The 13639-nt window shown below is 52.7% G+C and carries 10 protein-coding genes, 6 tRNA genes and 3 rRNA genes; all 19 read left to right on the top strand.

Annotated elements, in window-relative coordinates; all coding sequences use genetic code 11:
• The first annotated feature begins 189 nt into the window (after positions 1–189).
• The 19 genes from tyrS to rplL all read left to right on the top strand — a co-directional run bounded on the left by tyrS (position 190) and on the right by rplL (position 13483).
• Positions 190–1389 carry a tyrosine--tRNA ligase gene (tyrS, locus tag AB4O35_RS03015; protein ID WP_065881612.1) on the top strand — a complete coding sequence of 400 codons (1200 nt, stop codon included), beginning with the start codon at positions 190–192 and terminating at the stop codon, positions 1387–1389.
• A 553-nt stretch (positions 1390–1942) separates the two neighbouring features.
• A 16S ribosomal RNA gene (locus tag AB4O35_RS03010) occupies positions 1943–3479 on the top strand.
• An 82-nt stretch (positions 3480–3561) separates the two neighbouring features.
• Positions 3562–3638, top strand: a tRNA-Ile gene (locus AB4O35_RS03005).
• A 30-nt stretch (positions 3639–3668) separates the two neighbouring features.
• A tRNA-Ala gene (locus AB4O35_RS03000) sits at positions 3669–3744 on the top strand.
• A 249-nt stretch (positions 3745–3993) separates the two neighbouring features.
• A 23S ribosomal RNA gene (locus AB4O35_RS02995) occupies positions 3994–6885 on the top strand.
• Between the two features lie 156 nt (positions 6886–7041).
• Positions 7042–7157 (top strand): 5S ribosomal RNA (rrf, locus tag AB4O35_RS02990).
• The 16S, 23S and 5S rRNA genes sit together here with 2 tRNA genes alongside, the layout of an rRNA operon.
• A 167-nt stretch (positions 7158–7324) precedes the next feature.
• Entirely contained in the window at positions 7325–8284 is a 960-nt protein-coding gene (gene birA / locus AB4O35_RS02985) for a bifunctional biotin--[acetyl-CoA-carboxylase] ligase/biotin operon repressor BirA (protein ID WP_065872591.1), read from the top strand.
• Positions 8274–9023, top strand: coding sequence for a pantothenate kinase (locus AB4O35_RS02980; RefSeq protein WP_065872590.1), 750 nt, complete (start codon positions 8274–8276; stop codon positions 9021–9023). Before birA ends, AB4O35_RS02980 begins: the two co-directional genes overlap by 11 nt.
• 7 nt (positions 9024–9030) lie before the next feature.
• Positions 9031–9477 carry a hypothetical protein gene (locus AB4O35_RS02975; protein ID WP_065872589.1) on the top strand — a complete coding sequence of 149 codons (447 nt, stop codon included), beginning with the start codon at positions 9031–9033 and terminating at the stop codon, positions 9475–9477.
• Between the two features lie 142 nt (positions 9478–9619).
• A tRNA-Tyr gene (locus AB4O35_RS02970) sits at positions 9620–9704 on the top strand.
• Between the two features lie 24 nt (positions 9705–9728).
• Positions 9729–9802: transfer RNA gene (locus tag AB4O35_RS02965), tRNA-Gly, on the top strand.
• 26 nt (positions 9803–9828) lie between these two features.
• A tRNA-Thr gene (locus tag AB4O35_RS02960) sits at positions 9829–9904 on the top strand.
• 159 nt (positions 9905–10063) lie between these two features.
• Positions 10064–10139, top strand: a tRNA-Trp gene (locus AB4O35_RS02955).
• A gap of 45 nt (positions 10140–10184) precedes the next feature.
• Positions 10185–10553, top strand: coding sequence for a preprotein translocase subunit SecE (secE, locus tag AB4O35_RS02950; RefSeq protein ID WP_003194658.1), 369 nt, complete (start codon positions 10185–10187; stop codon positions 10551–10553).
• 9 nt (positions 10554–10562) lie between these two features.
• Entirely contained in the window at positions 10563–11096 is a 534-nt protein-coding gene (nusG, locus tag AB4O35_RS02945) for a transcription termination/antitermination protein NusG (protein WP_003176436.1), read from the top strand.
• Positions 11097–11212: 116 nt separating this feature from the next.
• The gene (gene rplK / locus AB4O35_RS02940; RefSeq protein WP_003210097.1) at positions 11213–11644 is read left to right on the top strand and encodes a 50S ribosomal protein L11; all 432 of its coding nucleotides are present in this window, start codon (positions 11213–11215) and stop codon (positions 11642–11644) included.
• Positions 11644–12339, top strand: coding sequence for a 50S ribosomal protein L1 (gene rplA, locus AB4O35_RS02935; RefSeq protein WP_003232403.1), 696 nt, complete (start codon positions 11644–11646; stop codon positions 12337–12339). The genes rplK and rplA overlap by 1 nt, the downstream gene beginning before the upstream one ends.
• 199 nt (positions 12340–12538) lie before the next feature.
• Positions 12539–13039 carry a 50S ribosomal protein L10 gene (gene rplJ / locus AB4O35_RS02930; RefSeq protein WP_003210095.1) on the top strand — a complete coding sequence of 167 codons (501 nt, stop codon included), beginning with the start codon at positions 12539–12541 and terminating at the stop codon, positions 13037–13039.
• A gap of 78 nt (positions 13040–13117) precedes the next feature.
• Positions 13118–13483 (top strand): 50S ribosomal protein L7/L12, encoded by a 366-nt coding sequence (gene rplL, locus AB4O35_RS02925; RefSeq protein WP_003176432.1) that lies wholly within the window; start codon positions 13118–13120, stop codon positions 13481–13483.
• Positions 13484–13639 lie beyond the last annotated feature (156 nt).

The raw sequence follows: 13639 nt of genomic DNA, 5'->3' as shown, positions 1-13639 counted from the left end.
ATGAAATGGAAAAGATGAATGACATGATGAAGATGAAATAACTGTATAAAATATAACCAAATCATCTGTGGCGCAAGCTCGCGAACGCTGGGCTTGCTGAACGGTGTCCGTTCGCAGGGCAAAACTTGTAATTAGTCCCTGATCTTGTATGGTTGGTTCCCTTTTGAATCTGAGCCTTGCGGGTCTGTTATGAAGTCGGTTGAAGAGCAGCTAGCGCTGATAAAACGTGGTGCGGAAGAACTGTTGGTCGAAGCTGAGCTGATCGAAAAGCTCAAGCGTGGTCAGCCCCTGCGTATTAAGGCTGGCTTTGATCCGACCGCGCCGGATCTGCACCTGGGTCACACCGTGCTTATTAATAAGCTGCGTCAGTTCCAGGAGCTGGGGCATCAGGTCATCTTCCTTATAGGTGATTTCACCGGGATGATCGGTGACCCAAGTGGCAAGAGTGCCACGCGCCCACCGTTGACCCGTGAACAGGTACTCGATAACGCCGAGACCTACAAGACACAAGTATTCAAGATTCTTGATCCGGCCAAGACCGAGGTGGCGTTCAATTCCACTTGGATGGATCAGATGGGGCCGGCGGACTTCATTCGCTTGACCTCCCAGTACACCGTTGCGCGCATGCTTGAGCGTGATGACTTCGACAAGCGTTACTCCACCAACCAACCGATCGCTATTCATGAGTTCCTCTATCCGCTGGTTCAGGGCTACGACTCGGTAGCGTTACGTGCTGATGTTGAGCTGGGTGGTACTGATCAGAAATTCAACCTCTTGATGGGGCGTGAACTGCAGCGTGCGTATGGGCAGGAGGCTCAGTGCATTCTGACCATGCCGTTGCTGGAGGGGTTGGATGGCGTCAAGAAGATGTCCAAGTCCCTGGGTAACTATGTCGGTATCCAGGAAGCGCCGGGTGTGATGTACGGCAAGCTGGTTTCGATTCCTGATGCGCTGATGTGGCGCTACTTCGAGTTGCTGAGCTTCCGCTCGATGGACGAGATCAACGCGCTGCGTGCTGAGGTAGAGGCGGGCGCTAACCCGCGTGACGTGAAAATCAAGCTGGCGGAAGAGATCGTTGCGCGCTTCCATGGTGAAGAGGCTGCGGCCAATGCTCACCGTGCGGCGGGTAACCGTATGAAGGATGGCGAGCTGCCGGATGATCTGCCGGAGATTGAGCTGTCCGCAGCCGAGGCGATGCCGATCGCTGCTGTCCTTAATAAGGCGGGCTTGGTGAAGAACTCGGCGGTTGCGCGTGATCTGTTGGGTTCCGGTGGTGTGCGTATAGATGGTGAGGTTGTAGATCGCACCTTTATATACGAGCTGGGCGCTACCCACGTTTGCCAGGCTGGAAAGAAGGCATTTGCGCGTATTACGCTTAAATCCGAATAAACCTGAAATTAAGTGTTGACGGCGATTTATATCTGTCTATAATTCGCCCCACTTCCGGCGCAGTCGAAACGGAAAACTCCTTGGTAAACAAAGAGTTATTCGAGATTCGACAGCGAGTTGCTTCAGTTGATCGAAGCCCAGAAGGAGTTGGTAGAGTAGTGTTGTTTGGCTCTATTAACGTTTCGATCCTCTCGGTCGAAAGCGGAGAAAAAGAGGTGTTGACAGCAGCGTGTAACGCTGTAGAATTCGCCTCCCGCTAACGAGAGATCGGAAGCGCAAGTGGTTGAAGTTGTTGAAGAATTCTTCGAAAACTTCTGAAAATAATCACTTGACAGCAAATGAGGCTGCTGTAGAATGCGCGCCTCGGTTGAGATGAAAGATCTTAACCAACCGCTCTTTAACAACTGAATCAAGCAATTCGTGTGGGTGCTTGTGGAGTCAGACTGATAGTCAACAAGATTATCAGCATCACAAGTTACTCCGCGAGAAATCAAAGATGTAACCAACGATTGCTGAGCCAAGTTTAGGGTTTCTTAAAAACCCAAAGATGTTTGAACTGAAGAGTTTGATCATGGCTCAGATTGAACGCTGGCGGCAGGCCTAACACATGCAAGTCGAGCGGTAGAGAGAAGCTTGCTTCTCTTGAGAGCGGCGGACGGGTGAGTAATGCCTAGGAATCTGCCTGGTAGTGGGGGATAACGTTCGGAAACGGACGCTAATACCGCATACGTCCTACGGGAGAAAGCAGGGGACCTTCGGGCCTTGCGCTATCAGATGAGCCTAGGTCGGATTAGCTAGTTGGTGAGGTAATGGCTCACCAAGGCGACGATCCGTAACTGGTCTGAGAGGATGATCAGTCACACTGGAACTGAGACACGGTCCAGACTCCTACGGGAGGCAGCAGTGGGGAATATTGGACAATGGGCGAAAGCCTGATCCAGCCATGCCGCGTGTGTGAAGAAGGTCTTCGGATTGTAAAGCACTTTAAGTTGGGAGGAAGGGCAGTTACCTAATACGTGATTGTTTTGACGTTACCGACAGAATAAGCACCGGCTAACTCTGTGCCAGCAGCCGCGGTAATACAGAGGGTGCAAGCGTTAATCGGAATTACTGGGCGTAAAGCGCGCGTAGGTGGTTTGTTAAGTTGGATGTGAAATCCCCGGGCTCAACCTGGGAACTGCATTCAAAACTGACTGACTAGAGTATGGTAGAGGGTGGTGGAATTTCCTGTGTAGCGGTGAAATGCGTAGATATAGGAAGGAACACCAGTGGCGAAGGCGACCACCTGGACTAATACTGACACTGAGGTGCGAAAGCGTGGGGAGCAAACAGGATTAGATACCCTGGTAGTCCACGCCGTAAACGATGTCAACTAGCCGTTGGAAGCCTTGAGCTTTTAGTGGCGCAGCTAACGCATTAAGTTGACCGCCTGGGGAGTACGGCCGCAAGGTTAAAACTCAAATGAATTGACGGGGGCCCGCACAAGCGGTGGAGCATGTGGTTTAATTCGAAGCAACGCGAAGAACCTTACCAGGCCTTGACATCCAATGAACTTTCTAGAGATAGATTGGTGCCTTCGGGAACATTGAGACAGGTGCTGCATGGCTGTCGTCAGCTCGTGTCGTGAGATGTTGGGTTAAGTCCCGTAACGAGCGCAACCCTTGTCCTTAGTTACCAGCACATAATGGTGGGCACTCTAAGGAGACTGCCGGTGACAAACCGGAGGAAGGTGGGGATGACGTCAAGTCATCATGGCCCTTACGGCCTGGGCTACACACGTGCTACAATGGTCGGTACAGAGGGTTGCCAAGCCGCGAGGTGGAGCTAATCCCAGAAAACCGATCGTAGTCCGGATCGCAGTCTGCAACTCGACTGCGTGAAGTCGGAATCGCTAGTAATCGCGAATCAGAATGTCGCGGTGAATACGTTCCCGGGCCTTGTACACACCGCCCGTCACACCATGGGAGTGGGTTGCACCAGAAGTAGCTAGTCTAACCTTCGGGAGGACGGTTACCACGGTGTGATTCATGACTGGGGTGAAGTCGTAACAAGGTAGCCGTAGGGGAACCTGCGGCTGGATCACCTCCTTAATCGACGACATCAGCTGCTCCATAAGTTCCCACACGAATTGCTTGATTCATTGAAGAAGACGATAAGAAGCAGCCCGAAATTGGGTCTGTAGCTCAGTTGGTTAGAGCGCACCCCTGATAAGGGTGAGGTCGGCAGTTCGAATCTGCCCAGACCCACCAATTTTGTGTGGGAAACGCCTGTAGAAATACGGGGCCATAGCTCAGCTGGGAGAGCGCCTGCCTTGCACGCAGGAGGTCAACGGTTCGATCCCGTTTGGCTCCACCACTACTGCTTCTACGTTATGAAAGCTTAGAAATGAGCATTCCATCGTTATGATGGTGAATGTTGATTTCTAGTCTTTGATTAGATCGTTCTTTAAAAATTTGGGTATGTGATAGAAAGATAGACTGAGCGTTACTTTCACTGGTAACGGATCAGGCTAAGGTAAAATTTGTGAGTTACTCAGTTTTGAGTATTATCGAATTTTCGGCGAATGTTGTCTTCACAGTATAACCAGATTGCTTGGGGTTATATGGTCAAGTGAAGAAGCGCATACGGTGGATGCCTTGGCAGTCAGAGGCGATGAAAGACGTGGTAGCCTGCGAAAAGCTTCGGGGAGTCGGCAAACAGACTTTGATCCGGAGATGTCTGAATGGGGGAACCCAGCCATCATAAGATGGTTACCTTACACTGAATACATAGGTGTATGGAGCGAACCAGGGGAACTGAAACATCTAAGTACCCTGAGGAAAAGAAATCAACCGAGATTCCCTTAGTAGTGGCGAGCGAACGGGGACTAGCCCTTAAGTGGCTTTGAGATTAGCGGAACGCTCTGGAAAGTGCGGCCATAGTGGGTGATAGCCCTGTACGCGAAAATCTCTTAGTCATGAAATCGAGTAGGACGGAGCACGAGAAACTTTGTCTGAATATGGGGGGACCATCCTCCAAGGCTAAATACTACTGACTGACCGATAGTGAACTAGTACCGTGAGGGAAAGGCGAAAAGAACCCCGGAGAGGGGAGTGAAATAGATCCTGAAACCGTATGCGTACAAGCAGTGGGAGCCCACTTTGTTGGGTGACTGCGTACCTTTTGTATAATGGGTCAGCGACTTATTTTCAGTGGCGAGCTTAACCGAATAGGGGAGGCGTAGCGAAAGCGAGTCTTAATAGGGCGTCTAGTCGCTGGGAATAGACCCGAAACCGGGCGATCTATCCATGGGCAGGTTGAAGGTTGGGTAACACTAACTGGAGGACCGAACCGACTACCGTTGAAAAGTTAGCGGATGACCTGTGGATCGGAGTGAAAGGCTAATCAAGCTCGGAGATAGCTGGTTCTCCTCGAAAGCTATTTAGGTAGCGCCTCATGTATCACTGTAGGGGGTAGAGCACTGTTTCGGCTAGGGGGTCATCCCGACTTACCAAACCGATGCAAACTCCGAATACCTACAAGTGCCGAGCATGGGAGACACACGGCGGGTGCTAACGTCCGTCGTGAAAAGGGAAACAACCCAGACCGTCAGCTAAGGTCCCAAAGTTATGGTTAAGTGGGAAACGATGTGGGAAGGCTTAGACAGCTAGGAGGTTGGCTTAGAAGCAGCCACCCTTTAAAGAAAGCGTAATAGCTCACTAGTCGAGTCGGCCTGCGCGGAAGATGTAACGGGGCTCAAACCATACACCGAAGCTACGGGTATCACGTAAGTGATGCGGTAGAGGAGCGTTCTGTAAGCCTGTGAAGGTGAGTTGAGAAGCTTGCTGGAGGTATCAGAAGTGCGAATGCTGACATGAGTAACGACAATGGGTGTGAAAAACACCCACGCCGAAAGACCAAGGTTTCCTGCGCAACGTTAATCGACGCAGGGTTAGTCGGTCCCTAAGGCGAGGCTGAAAAGCGTAGTCGATGGAAAACAGGTTAATATTCCTGTACTTCTGGTTATTGCGATGGAGGGACGGAGAAGGCTAGGCCAGCTTGGCGTTGGTTGTCCAAGTTTAAGGTGGTAGGCTGAGATCTTAGGTAAATCCGGGATCTTAAGGCCGAGAGCTGATGACGAGTTAACTTTTAGTTAACGAAGTGGTTGATGCCATGCTTCCAAGAAAAGCTTCTAAGCTTCAGGTAACCAGGAACCGTACCCCAAACCGACACAGGTGGTTGGGTAGAGAATACCAAGGCGCTTGAGAGAACTCGGGTGAAGGAACTAGGCAAAATGGCACCGTAACTTCGGGAGAAGGTGCGCCGGTGAGGGTGAAGGACTTGCTCCGTAAGCTCATGCCGGTCGAAGATACCAGGCCGCTGCGACTGTTTATTAAAAACACAGCACTCTGCAAACACGAAAGTGGACGTATAGGGTGTGACGCCTGCCCGGTGCCGGAAGGTTAATTGATGGGGTTAGCTAACGCGAAGCTCTTGATCGAAGCCCCGGTAAACGGCGGCCGTAACTATAACGGTCCTAAGGTAGCGAAATTCCTTGTCGGGTAAGTTCCGACCTGCACGAATGGCGTAACGATGGCGGCGCTGTCTCCACCCGAGACTCAGTGAAATTGAAATCGCTGTGAAGATGCAGTGTATCCGCGGCTAGACGGAAAGACCCCGTGAACCTTTACTATAGCTTTGCACTGGACTTTGAATTTGCTTGTGTAGGATAGGTGGGAGGCTTTGAAGCGTGGACGCCAGTCTGCGTGGAGCCAACCTTGAAATACCACCCTGGCAACTTTGAGGTTCTAACTCAGGTCCGTTATCCGGATCGAGGACAGTGTATGGTGGGTAGTTTGACTGGGGCGGTCTCCTCCTAAAGAGTAACGGAGGAGTACGAAGGTGCGCTCAGACCGGTCGGAAATCGGTCGTAGAGTATAAAGGCAAAAGCGCGCTTGACTGCGAGACAGACACGTCGAGCAGGTACGAAAGTAGGTCTTAGTGATCCGGTGGTTCTGTATGGAAGGGCCATCGCTCAACGGATAAAAGGTACTCCGGGGATAACAGGCTGATACCGCCCAAGAGTTCATATCGACGGCGGTGTTTGGCACCTCGATGTCGGCTCATCACATCCTGGGGCTGAAGCCGGTCCCAAGGGTATGGCTGTTCGCCATTTAAAGTGGTACGCGAGCTGGGTTTAGAACGTCGTGAGACAGTTCGGTCCCTATCTGCCGTGGACGTTTGAGATTTGAGAGGGGCTGCTCCTAGTACGAGAGGACCGGAGTGGACGAACCTCTGGTGTTCCGGTTGTCACGCCAGTGGCATTGCCGGGTAGCTATGTTCGGAATAGATAACCGCTGAAAGCATCTAAGCGGGAAACTAGCCTCAAGATGAGATCTCACTGGGACCTTGAGTCCCCTGAAGGGCCGTCGAAGACTACGACGTTGATAGGTTGGGTGTGTAAGCGCTGTGAGGCGTTGAGCTAACCAATACTAATTGCCCGTGAGGCTTGACCATATAACACCCAAGCAATTTGACTACTCTAACGAGCATCAGATTGCGGTGTGTGAAGACGATAGAACCGAAAGTTCGATCTCACGAAAACACCGAAAGCTGTCACATACCCAATTTGCTGAAGCGAGGCCATCTGGTCACGACTCAGTACCCGAATTTCTTGACGACCATAGAGCATTGGAACCACCTGATCCCATCCCGAACTCAGTAGTGAAACGATGCATCGCCGATGGTAGTGTGGGGTTTCCCCATGTGAGAGTAGGTCATCGTCAAGATTAAATTCCAGAACCCCTGTTTGCTAACGCGAACAGGGGTTTTGTTTTGGGCGGGTGAAAAGTGCAAAGAGCTCATCTCGGCGGCCTTCAGTGCTAACGCTCGGCCTTTCTATGCAATGACCGTGCGCATGGCTATCATGCGTGCCTCATTGTGAGGCGATACCTGCATGCTGACGTTGTTAAAGCTTCTGAAAGATGGCCGATTCCACTCCGGAGAAGCACTTGGCGCTGCCCTGGGCGTTAGTCGCAGTGCGGTCTGGAAGCAGCTCCAGCACCTCGAGGCTGAATTGAATCTGCCCATCCATAAGGTTCGTGGTAAGGGGTATCAATTGGCGTCGCCCCTGGTTTTCTTGAGTGCTGAGGACATTGCGCGGAATGCGCCTTCCTTGACGTGGCCCGTACATATCTCTGACTCCCTTGATTCCACGAATGCCGAAGCCTTGCGTCTTGTTGATGCTGGATGCGCGGCTCCGTTCTTGGTGCTTGCGGAGCAGCAGACGGCGGGAAGAGGCAGAAGGGGGCGAAAGTGGGTCAGCCCGTTTGCACAGAATGTGTATTACAGCCTCGTATTGCGCATCGAGGCTGGTTTGCGGCAGTTGGAGGGCCTAAGCCTGGTGGTGGGCCTGGCGGTCATGCAGGCCTTGCGCGAGTCAGGTGTGCAGGGGGCGGCACTGAAGTGGCCAAATGATGTCTTGGTAGGGCAGAAGAAGATTGCCGGGATTTTGCTGGAGTTGGTAGGAGACCCTGCTGATATCTGTCACGTTGTTCTCGGAATAGGTATAAACGTGAATATGCAGAGAGCTGACGAGGTCGATCAGCTATGGACTTCGGTGCAGCTCGAGACGGGCTCTCCTATCGATCGCAACGCTCTGGCGGCGCGATTGGGCCAGCAGTTGCAAAACTACCTTGATCGACACAGGGCACACGGTTTTGTCGCGCTTCAAGAAGAGTGGGAGCAAAATCACGCATGGCAGGGGCGGTCAGTATCCCTCATTGCCGGCGTTAACCAGGTTGACGGGATTGTATTGGGTGTAGATCGTCAGGGAGCATTGCGCCTGAGCGTTGATGGTGTTGAGAAAATATACAGTGGTGGTGAGTTAAGCCTGAGGCTGCGTGATGATTCTTGAGCTCGACTGTGGGAATAGCTTTATTAAATGGCGAGTGCTTGATTCGGATAGGGCGAGTACCTCGGCGGAGGGTGTTGTGGGTTCGGATCTGGCATTGATTGAAAGCCTGCTCGCGCTTCCTGGATTATTGCTGACACGCTGCCGATTGGTGAGCGTTCGTGCCTTGGAAGAAACAAGCAAACTAGTCGCGGCTCTGTATGAGACTTTCGGCGTTGCTGTTTCCTGCGCTGCTCCCGCACGAGAAATGGCCGGAGTGCGTAACGGCTACGAAGATTTCGAGCGTCTGGGTCTTGATCGCTGGTTAGCGATGCTTGGTGGATTCAAGCTGGCGCGCGGCGCTTGCCTGGTGCTCGATTTTGGCACCGCGGCAACAGCAGATTTTATTACGGCGGATGGTGAGCATCTGGGCGGCTTTATATGTCCCGGCATGCCTCTAATGCGCAGTCAGTTGCGGACTCACACGCGCAAGATTCGTTACGACGACGCGGCTGCTGAAAGGGCGCTGGAGTATCTCTCGCCAGGTCGTACGACTGTGGAGGCGGTAGAGCGCGGCTGTACGTTGATGTTGAGAGGGTTTGTCCTGACTCAGTTGGAACTGGCGCGAAGCTACTGGGGTGATGACTTCACTGTGTTCCTGACCGGCGGGGATGCTGATCTGGTATCGGATGCGGTGCCACAGGCCCGGCTCGTTCCTGATCTGGTTTTTGTCGGTTTGGCGATGGCGTGCCCTTTGTCCTGAGGTGATTATGCGTTGGCTGTTTTTGCTTTTACTTGTTCTCAACGCCTTCTACTACGTTTGGCATCAGCAAGAAGCACCGTTGCGCGCTAAAGATGTCACTCCTCTAAGTCTCTACAAGGGGGCGCAGCAGGATATTCGGCTATTGAGTGAATCCTCTGACACCGTAATGCGCAGGGAGCGAGCAAGAGCGCCTGAGGCACAAAATACGTGCCTGTACATCGGCGGATTTGCGGATCAACGCCAGGCGCAACTCGTTGAGCAGCGCCTCACAAGCCTGGATATAAAGGTCAAGGTCCAATTGCTGAATACTGCTGATGCTTCCGGCTACTGGCTCCGCGTTGCCCCTGAAAGCCGACGCCTGGCTGACGACCTGCCCTTTGAAAACCTTGCCAAGGAATTCAATGAGTTAAAACATAAAATAATGTTGTGCGAAGGCGTTGCAACTCTCGAATAGTTTGCATAGAATGGCGCCCGCTTCGCAGTGAAGACCTTTTAGGTCAGCAGTGCGAAGCGAAGGTCAACGCAGCTAACCTCATATTTTTAATGAGAAAATGCTTGACAGAAGGTCGGCGTGATGTAGAATGCCGGCTCGCTTAGGAGGGGTTCCCGAGCGGCCAAAGGGATCAGACTGTAAATCTGACGTCTACGACTTCGAAGGTTCGAATCCTTCCCCCTCCACCATTTTTAGCGTGAGCTGCAAGCTCCGCGGGTATAGTTTAGTGGTAGAACCTCAGCCTTCCAAGCTGATGATGCGGGTTCGATTCCCGCTACCCGCTCCAAGTTTGCAGGTTGTGCACGGTGTTTTGCTCTTGTAGCTCAGTTGGTAGAGCACACCCTTGGTAAGGGTGAGGTCAGCGGTTCAAATCCGCTCAAGAGCTCCATATAACAAGGCAGATATGAAAATATCTGCCTTTGTTTTAACAGTTAATCTCGGCTTGATGGTGTTGTGCCTGGTGTTGCCAGGTGATTTCAAGTCTCTAGAGGTTGGTTGTTGTAAAGTCTTTTTCAGGCCTGCATAATGGTCGGCCTGATTTTGTTTTAGGTCAGTAGCTCAATTGGCAGAGCGACGGTCTCCAAAACCGTAGGTTGGGGGTTCGATTCCCTCCTGACCTGCCAGATTCACGTGGTGTATCTGGCTTTCTTTTCACAGGATCTTCATAGATGACTCCTAAGGCTGAAGCTCAAAGCTCTCGTTTCGATCTGGTCAAGTGGCTCGCCGTAGTCGCCTTGGTGGTCGTAGGCGTTGTTGGCAATCAGTACTATTCTGCTTCGCCGATCCTGTACCGTGTGCTCGCTTTGCTTGCCCTTGCTGCTGTAGCTGCCTTTGTAGGCCTGCAGACTGCCAAAGGCAAGTCTTTCGCGGTCCTGGTAAAGGAAGCTCGCACCGAAATACGTAAAGTCGTTTGGCCGACTCGCCAAGAAACCACGCAGACTACGTTGATTGTTGTGGCTGTTGTTCTGGTTATGGCGTTGCTGTTGTGGGGGCTTGATTCCCTGCTCGGCTGGCTTGTTTCCTTGATTGTTGGCTAAGGGTGTCCCGTGGCTAAGCGTTGGTACGTTGTGCATGCTTACTCGGGTTACGAGAAGCATGTTATGCGCTCTTTGCTAGAGCGCGTAAAGCTGGCAGGCATGGAAGATGGCTTCGGCGAAATTCTGGTTCCCACTGAAGAAGTGGTTGAAATGCGGAATGGTCAGAAGCGCAAAAGCGAACGCAAGTTCTTCCCTGGCTACGTGCTGGTACAGATGGACATGAATGAAGGTACTTGGCACTTGGTCAAGGACACTCCTCGTGTCATGGGTTTCATCGGCGGTACCGCTGATAAGCCTGCTCCTATCACCGATAAAGAAGCAGAAGCAATTCTGCGTCGTGTTGCTGATGGTAGCGACAAGCCTAAGCCGAAGACGCTTTTCGAGCCGGGTGAGGTTGTTCGTGTCACAGATGGTCCGTTTGCTGATTTCAACGGTACTGTCGAAGAAGTTAACTACGAAAAGAGCCGGATCCAAGTGGCAGTGCTTATTTTCGGTCGTTCTACTCCGGTAGAGCTGGAGTTCAGCCAGGTCGAGAAGGTCTAGCTGAGCAAGCATCCCAACCCCACAGCCTAGGCTGTGGGGTTTTGTCGTCACTGGGATAAACGCGCAAGTAACCGGGGAGCCTTTAGAGGCGTTCGAACCCGTAATTGGAGTGCCTCATGGCCAAGAAGATTACCGCTTACATCAAGCTGCAAGTGAAGGCCGCTCAGGCCAACCCTAGCCCACCCGTCGGTCCAGCTCTGGGTCAGCACGGCGTGAACATCATGGAATTCTGCAAGGCCTTCAACGCCCGTACTCAGGGTATTGAGCCAGGTCTGCCGACTCCAGTGATCATCACTGTATACAGCGACCGTAGCTTCACTTTCGAAACCAAGTCGACCCCGGCTTCGGTTTTGTTGAAGAAAGCTGCTGGTCTGACTAGCGGTTCCGCTCGTCCGAACACCGTTAAGGTTGGCACCGTGACTCGTGCTCAGCTGGAAGAAATCGCGAAAACCAAAAACGCGGATCTGACTGCAGCTGATATGGATGCAGCCGTGCGTACCATCGCCGGTTCTGCTCGTAGCATGGGCCTTAACGTGGAGGGTGTGTAATGGCTAAGCTGACCAAGCGCCAAAAGGCTATCGCCGGCAAAATCGAAGCAGGCAAGGCCTACAACTTTGTAGACGCTGCTGCCCTGCTGACCGAGCTGTCGACTGTCAAGTTCAGCGAGTCCGTTGACGTTGCTGTAAACCTGGGTGTTGACCCACGTAAATCCGACCAGGTCGTTCGTAGCGCAACTGTGCTGCCACACGGTACTGGCAAGACTGTACGTGTAGCTGTCTTCACCCAAGGCCCGGCAGCTGAAGCTGCTCTGGCCGCCGGCGCCGATCGCGTTGGCATGGACGACCTCGCTGCCGAAATGAAAGGCGGCGACCTGAACTATGACGTAGTTATTGCTTCCCCGGATGCAATGCGCGTTGTAGGTCAGTTGGGTCAGATCCTGGGTCCACGTGGCCTGATGCCTAACCCGAAAGTCGGCACCGTAACCCCAGACGTAGCTACCGCGGTTAAAAACGCCAAGGCTGGTCAGGTTCGTTATCGCACCGACAAAAACGGCATCATTCACACCTCCGTTGGCAAAGTCGGCTTCGATGCCGTCAAGCTGAAGGAAAACGTTGAAGCCCTGATCGCTGATCTGAAGCGTATCAAGCCAGCTTCCTCGAAAGGTATCTACGTCAAGCGCGTTACCCTGAGCACCACTATGGGCCCAGGTCTGGTCATCGACCAAGGCTCGTTGGACGTATAAGACACAGGTTGGCGCGAGCGATTGCGCCAATTGAAAAAATTGGGGTCCCTGCCTGGCGGGGGCTATCCAAGACCGTAGGCGACGCAAGTCTTAAACCACAAGCCTACGCAGATGGTGCTCCCGGTTCCTTACCGAATCAGACACCAAAACGACATCCGGCTCCGGCCAGATGAAACGGTAACAAGCAGGAGTTAAACCCGTGGCAATTAATCTCGAAGACAAGAAGGCCATCGTCGCTGAAGTCAACGAGGCTGCCAAAGCTGCTCTGTCCGCTGTCGTGGCTGATGCCCGTGGTGTGACAGTAAGCGCTATGACCGGACTCCGTAAAGAGGCTCGTGAAGCTGGCGTATACGTACGTGTTGTACGTAACACCCTGCTCAAGCGCGCTGTTGCTGACACTGAATACAGTGTTCTCAACGACGTGTTCACAGGCCCGACCCTGATTGCTTTCTCCAAGGAACATCCTGGCGCTGCTGCCCGTTTGTTCAAAGAGTTCGCCAAGGGTCAGGACAAGTTCGAGATCAAGGCAGCTGCGTTCGAGGGCAAGTTCCTCGCAGCTAACCAAATCGACGTACTGGCAACACTGCCGACCCGTAACGAAGCTATTTCTCAGCTGATGAGCGTGATTCAAGGCGCTACCAGCAAGTTGGCTCGTACTCTGGCCGCAGTTCGCGAGCAAAAAGAAGCTGCCGCAGCCTAAGGCTGAGCAAATTCTCTCGCGTATTTTTGTTTATTTCGATGGCCGCGTAGGCCGTCCCCCAATTCAGGAAATACAGCAATGTCTATCTCCCAAGACGATATCCTCAACGCCGTAGCTGAAATGTCGGTTCTGCAGGTTGTTGAGCTGATCAAAGCTTTCGAAGAAAAATTCGGCGTTTCCGCTGCCGCTGCTTCCGCTGGCCCAGCTGTTGCTGCTGTTGCTGCTGAAGAGCAAACCGAATTCAACGTTATGCTGCTGGAAGCTGGCGAGAAGAAAGTAAACGTGATCAAGGCAGTACGTGAACTGACCGGTCTGGGCCTGAAAGAAGCCAAGGCTGTAGTTGACGGCGCTCCTGCCCAGGTTCTGGAAGCAGTGTCGAAAGACGCCGCTGACAAAGCCAAAGCTACTCTGGAAGAAGCAGGCGCTAAAGTCGAGCTGAAGTAAGCATCGACCTTGCGTCTCCAGCCCACGCGTCAAGCTGAAGGCTGATGGCTGGTGGCTCTTGCCACCGGCCTTTTTCCGTTCTTGGCTGTCGACTCGGTCGCCGCCATTAACGCGCTGTAGCCACCCGATGCGGTGGTGCAAACCATGGGGTTTGCA

This window comes from Pseudomonas sp. H1_A03, assembly GCF_054685145.1.
This window is presented reverse-complemented; position numbering and strand designations above follow the sequence as displayed.

Bases quoted from the DNA above. Each gene is read 5' to 3' on its own strand.
- tyrS (WP_065881612.1), top strand. From the start codon at position 190: ATGAAGTCGGTTGAAGAGCAGCTAGCGCTGATAAAACGTGGTGCGGAA.
- birA (WP_065872591.1), top strand. From the start codon at position 7,325: ATGCTGACGTTGTTAAAGCTTCTGAAAGATGGCCGATTCCACTCCGGA.
- AB4O35_RS02980 (WP_065872590.1), top strand. From the start codon at position 8,274: ATGATTCTTGAGCTCGACTGTGGGAATAGCTTTATTAAATGGCGAGTG.
- AB4O35_RS02975 (WP_065872589.1), top strand. From the start codon at position 9,031: ATGCGTTGGCTGTTTTTGCTTTTACTTGTTCTCAACGCCTTCTACTAC.
- secE (WP_003194658.1), top strand. From the start codon at position 10,185: ATGACTCCTAAGGCTGAAGCTCAAAGCTCTCGTTTCGATCTGGTCAAG.
- rplK (WP_003210097.1), top strand. From the start codon at position 11,213: ATGGCCAAGAAGATTACCGCTTACATCAAGCTGCAAGTGAAGGCCGCT.
- rplA (WP_003232403.1), top strand. From the start codon at position 11,644: ATGGCTAAGCTGACCAAGCGCCAAAAGGCTATCGCCGGCAAAATCGAA.
- rplL (WP_003176432.1), top strand. From the start codon at position 13,118: ATGTCTATCTCCCAAGACGATATCCTCAACGCCGTAGCTGAAATGTCG.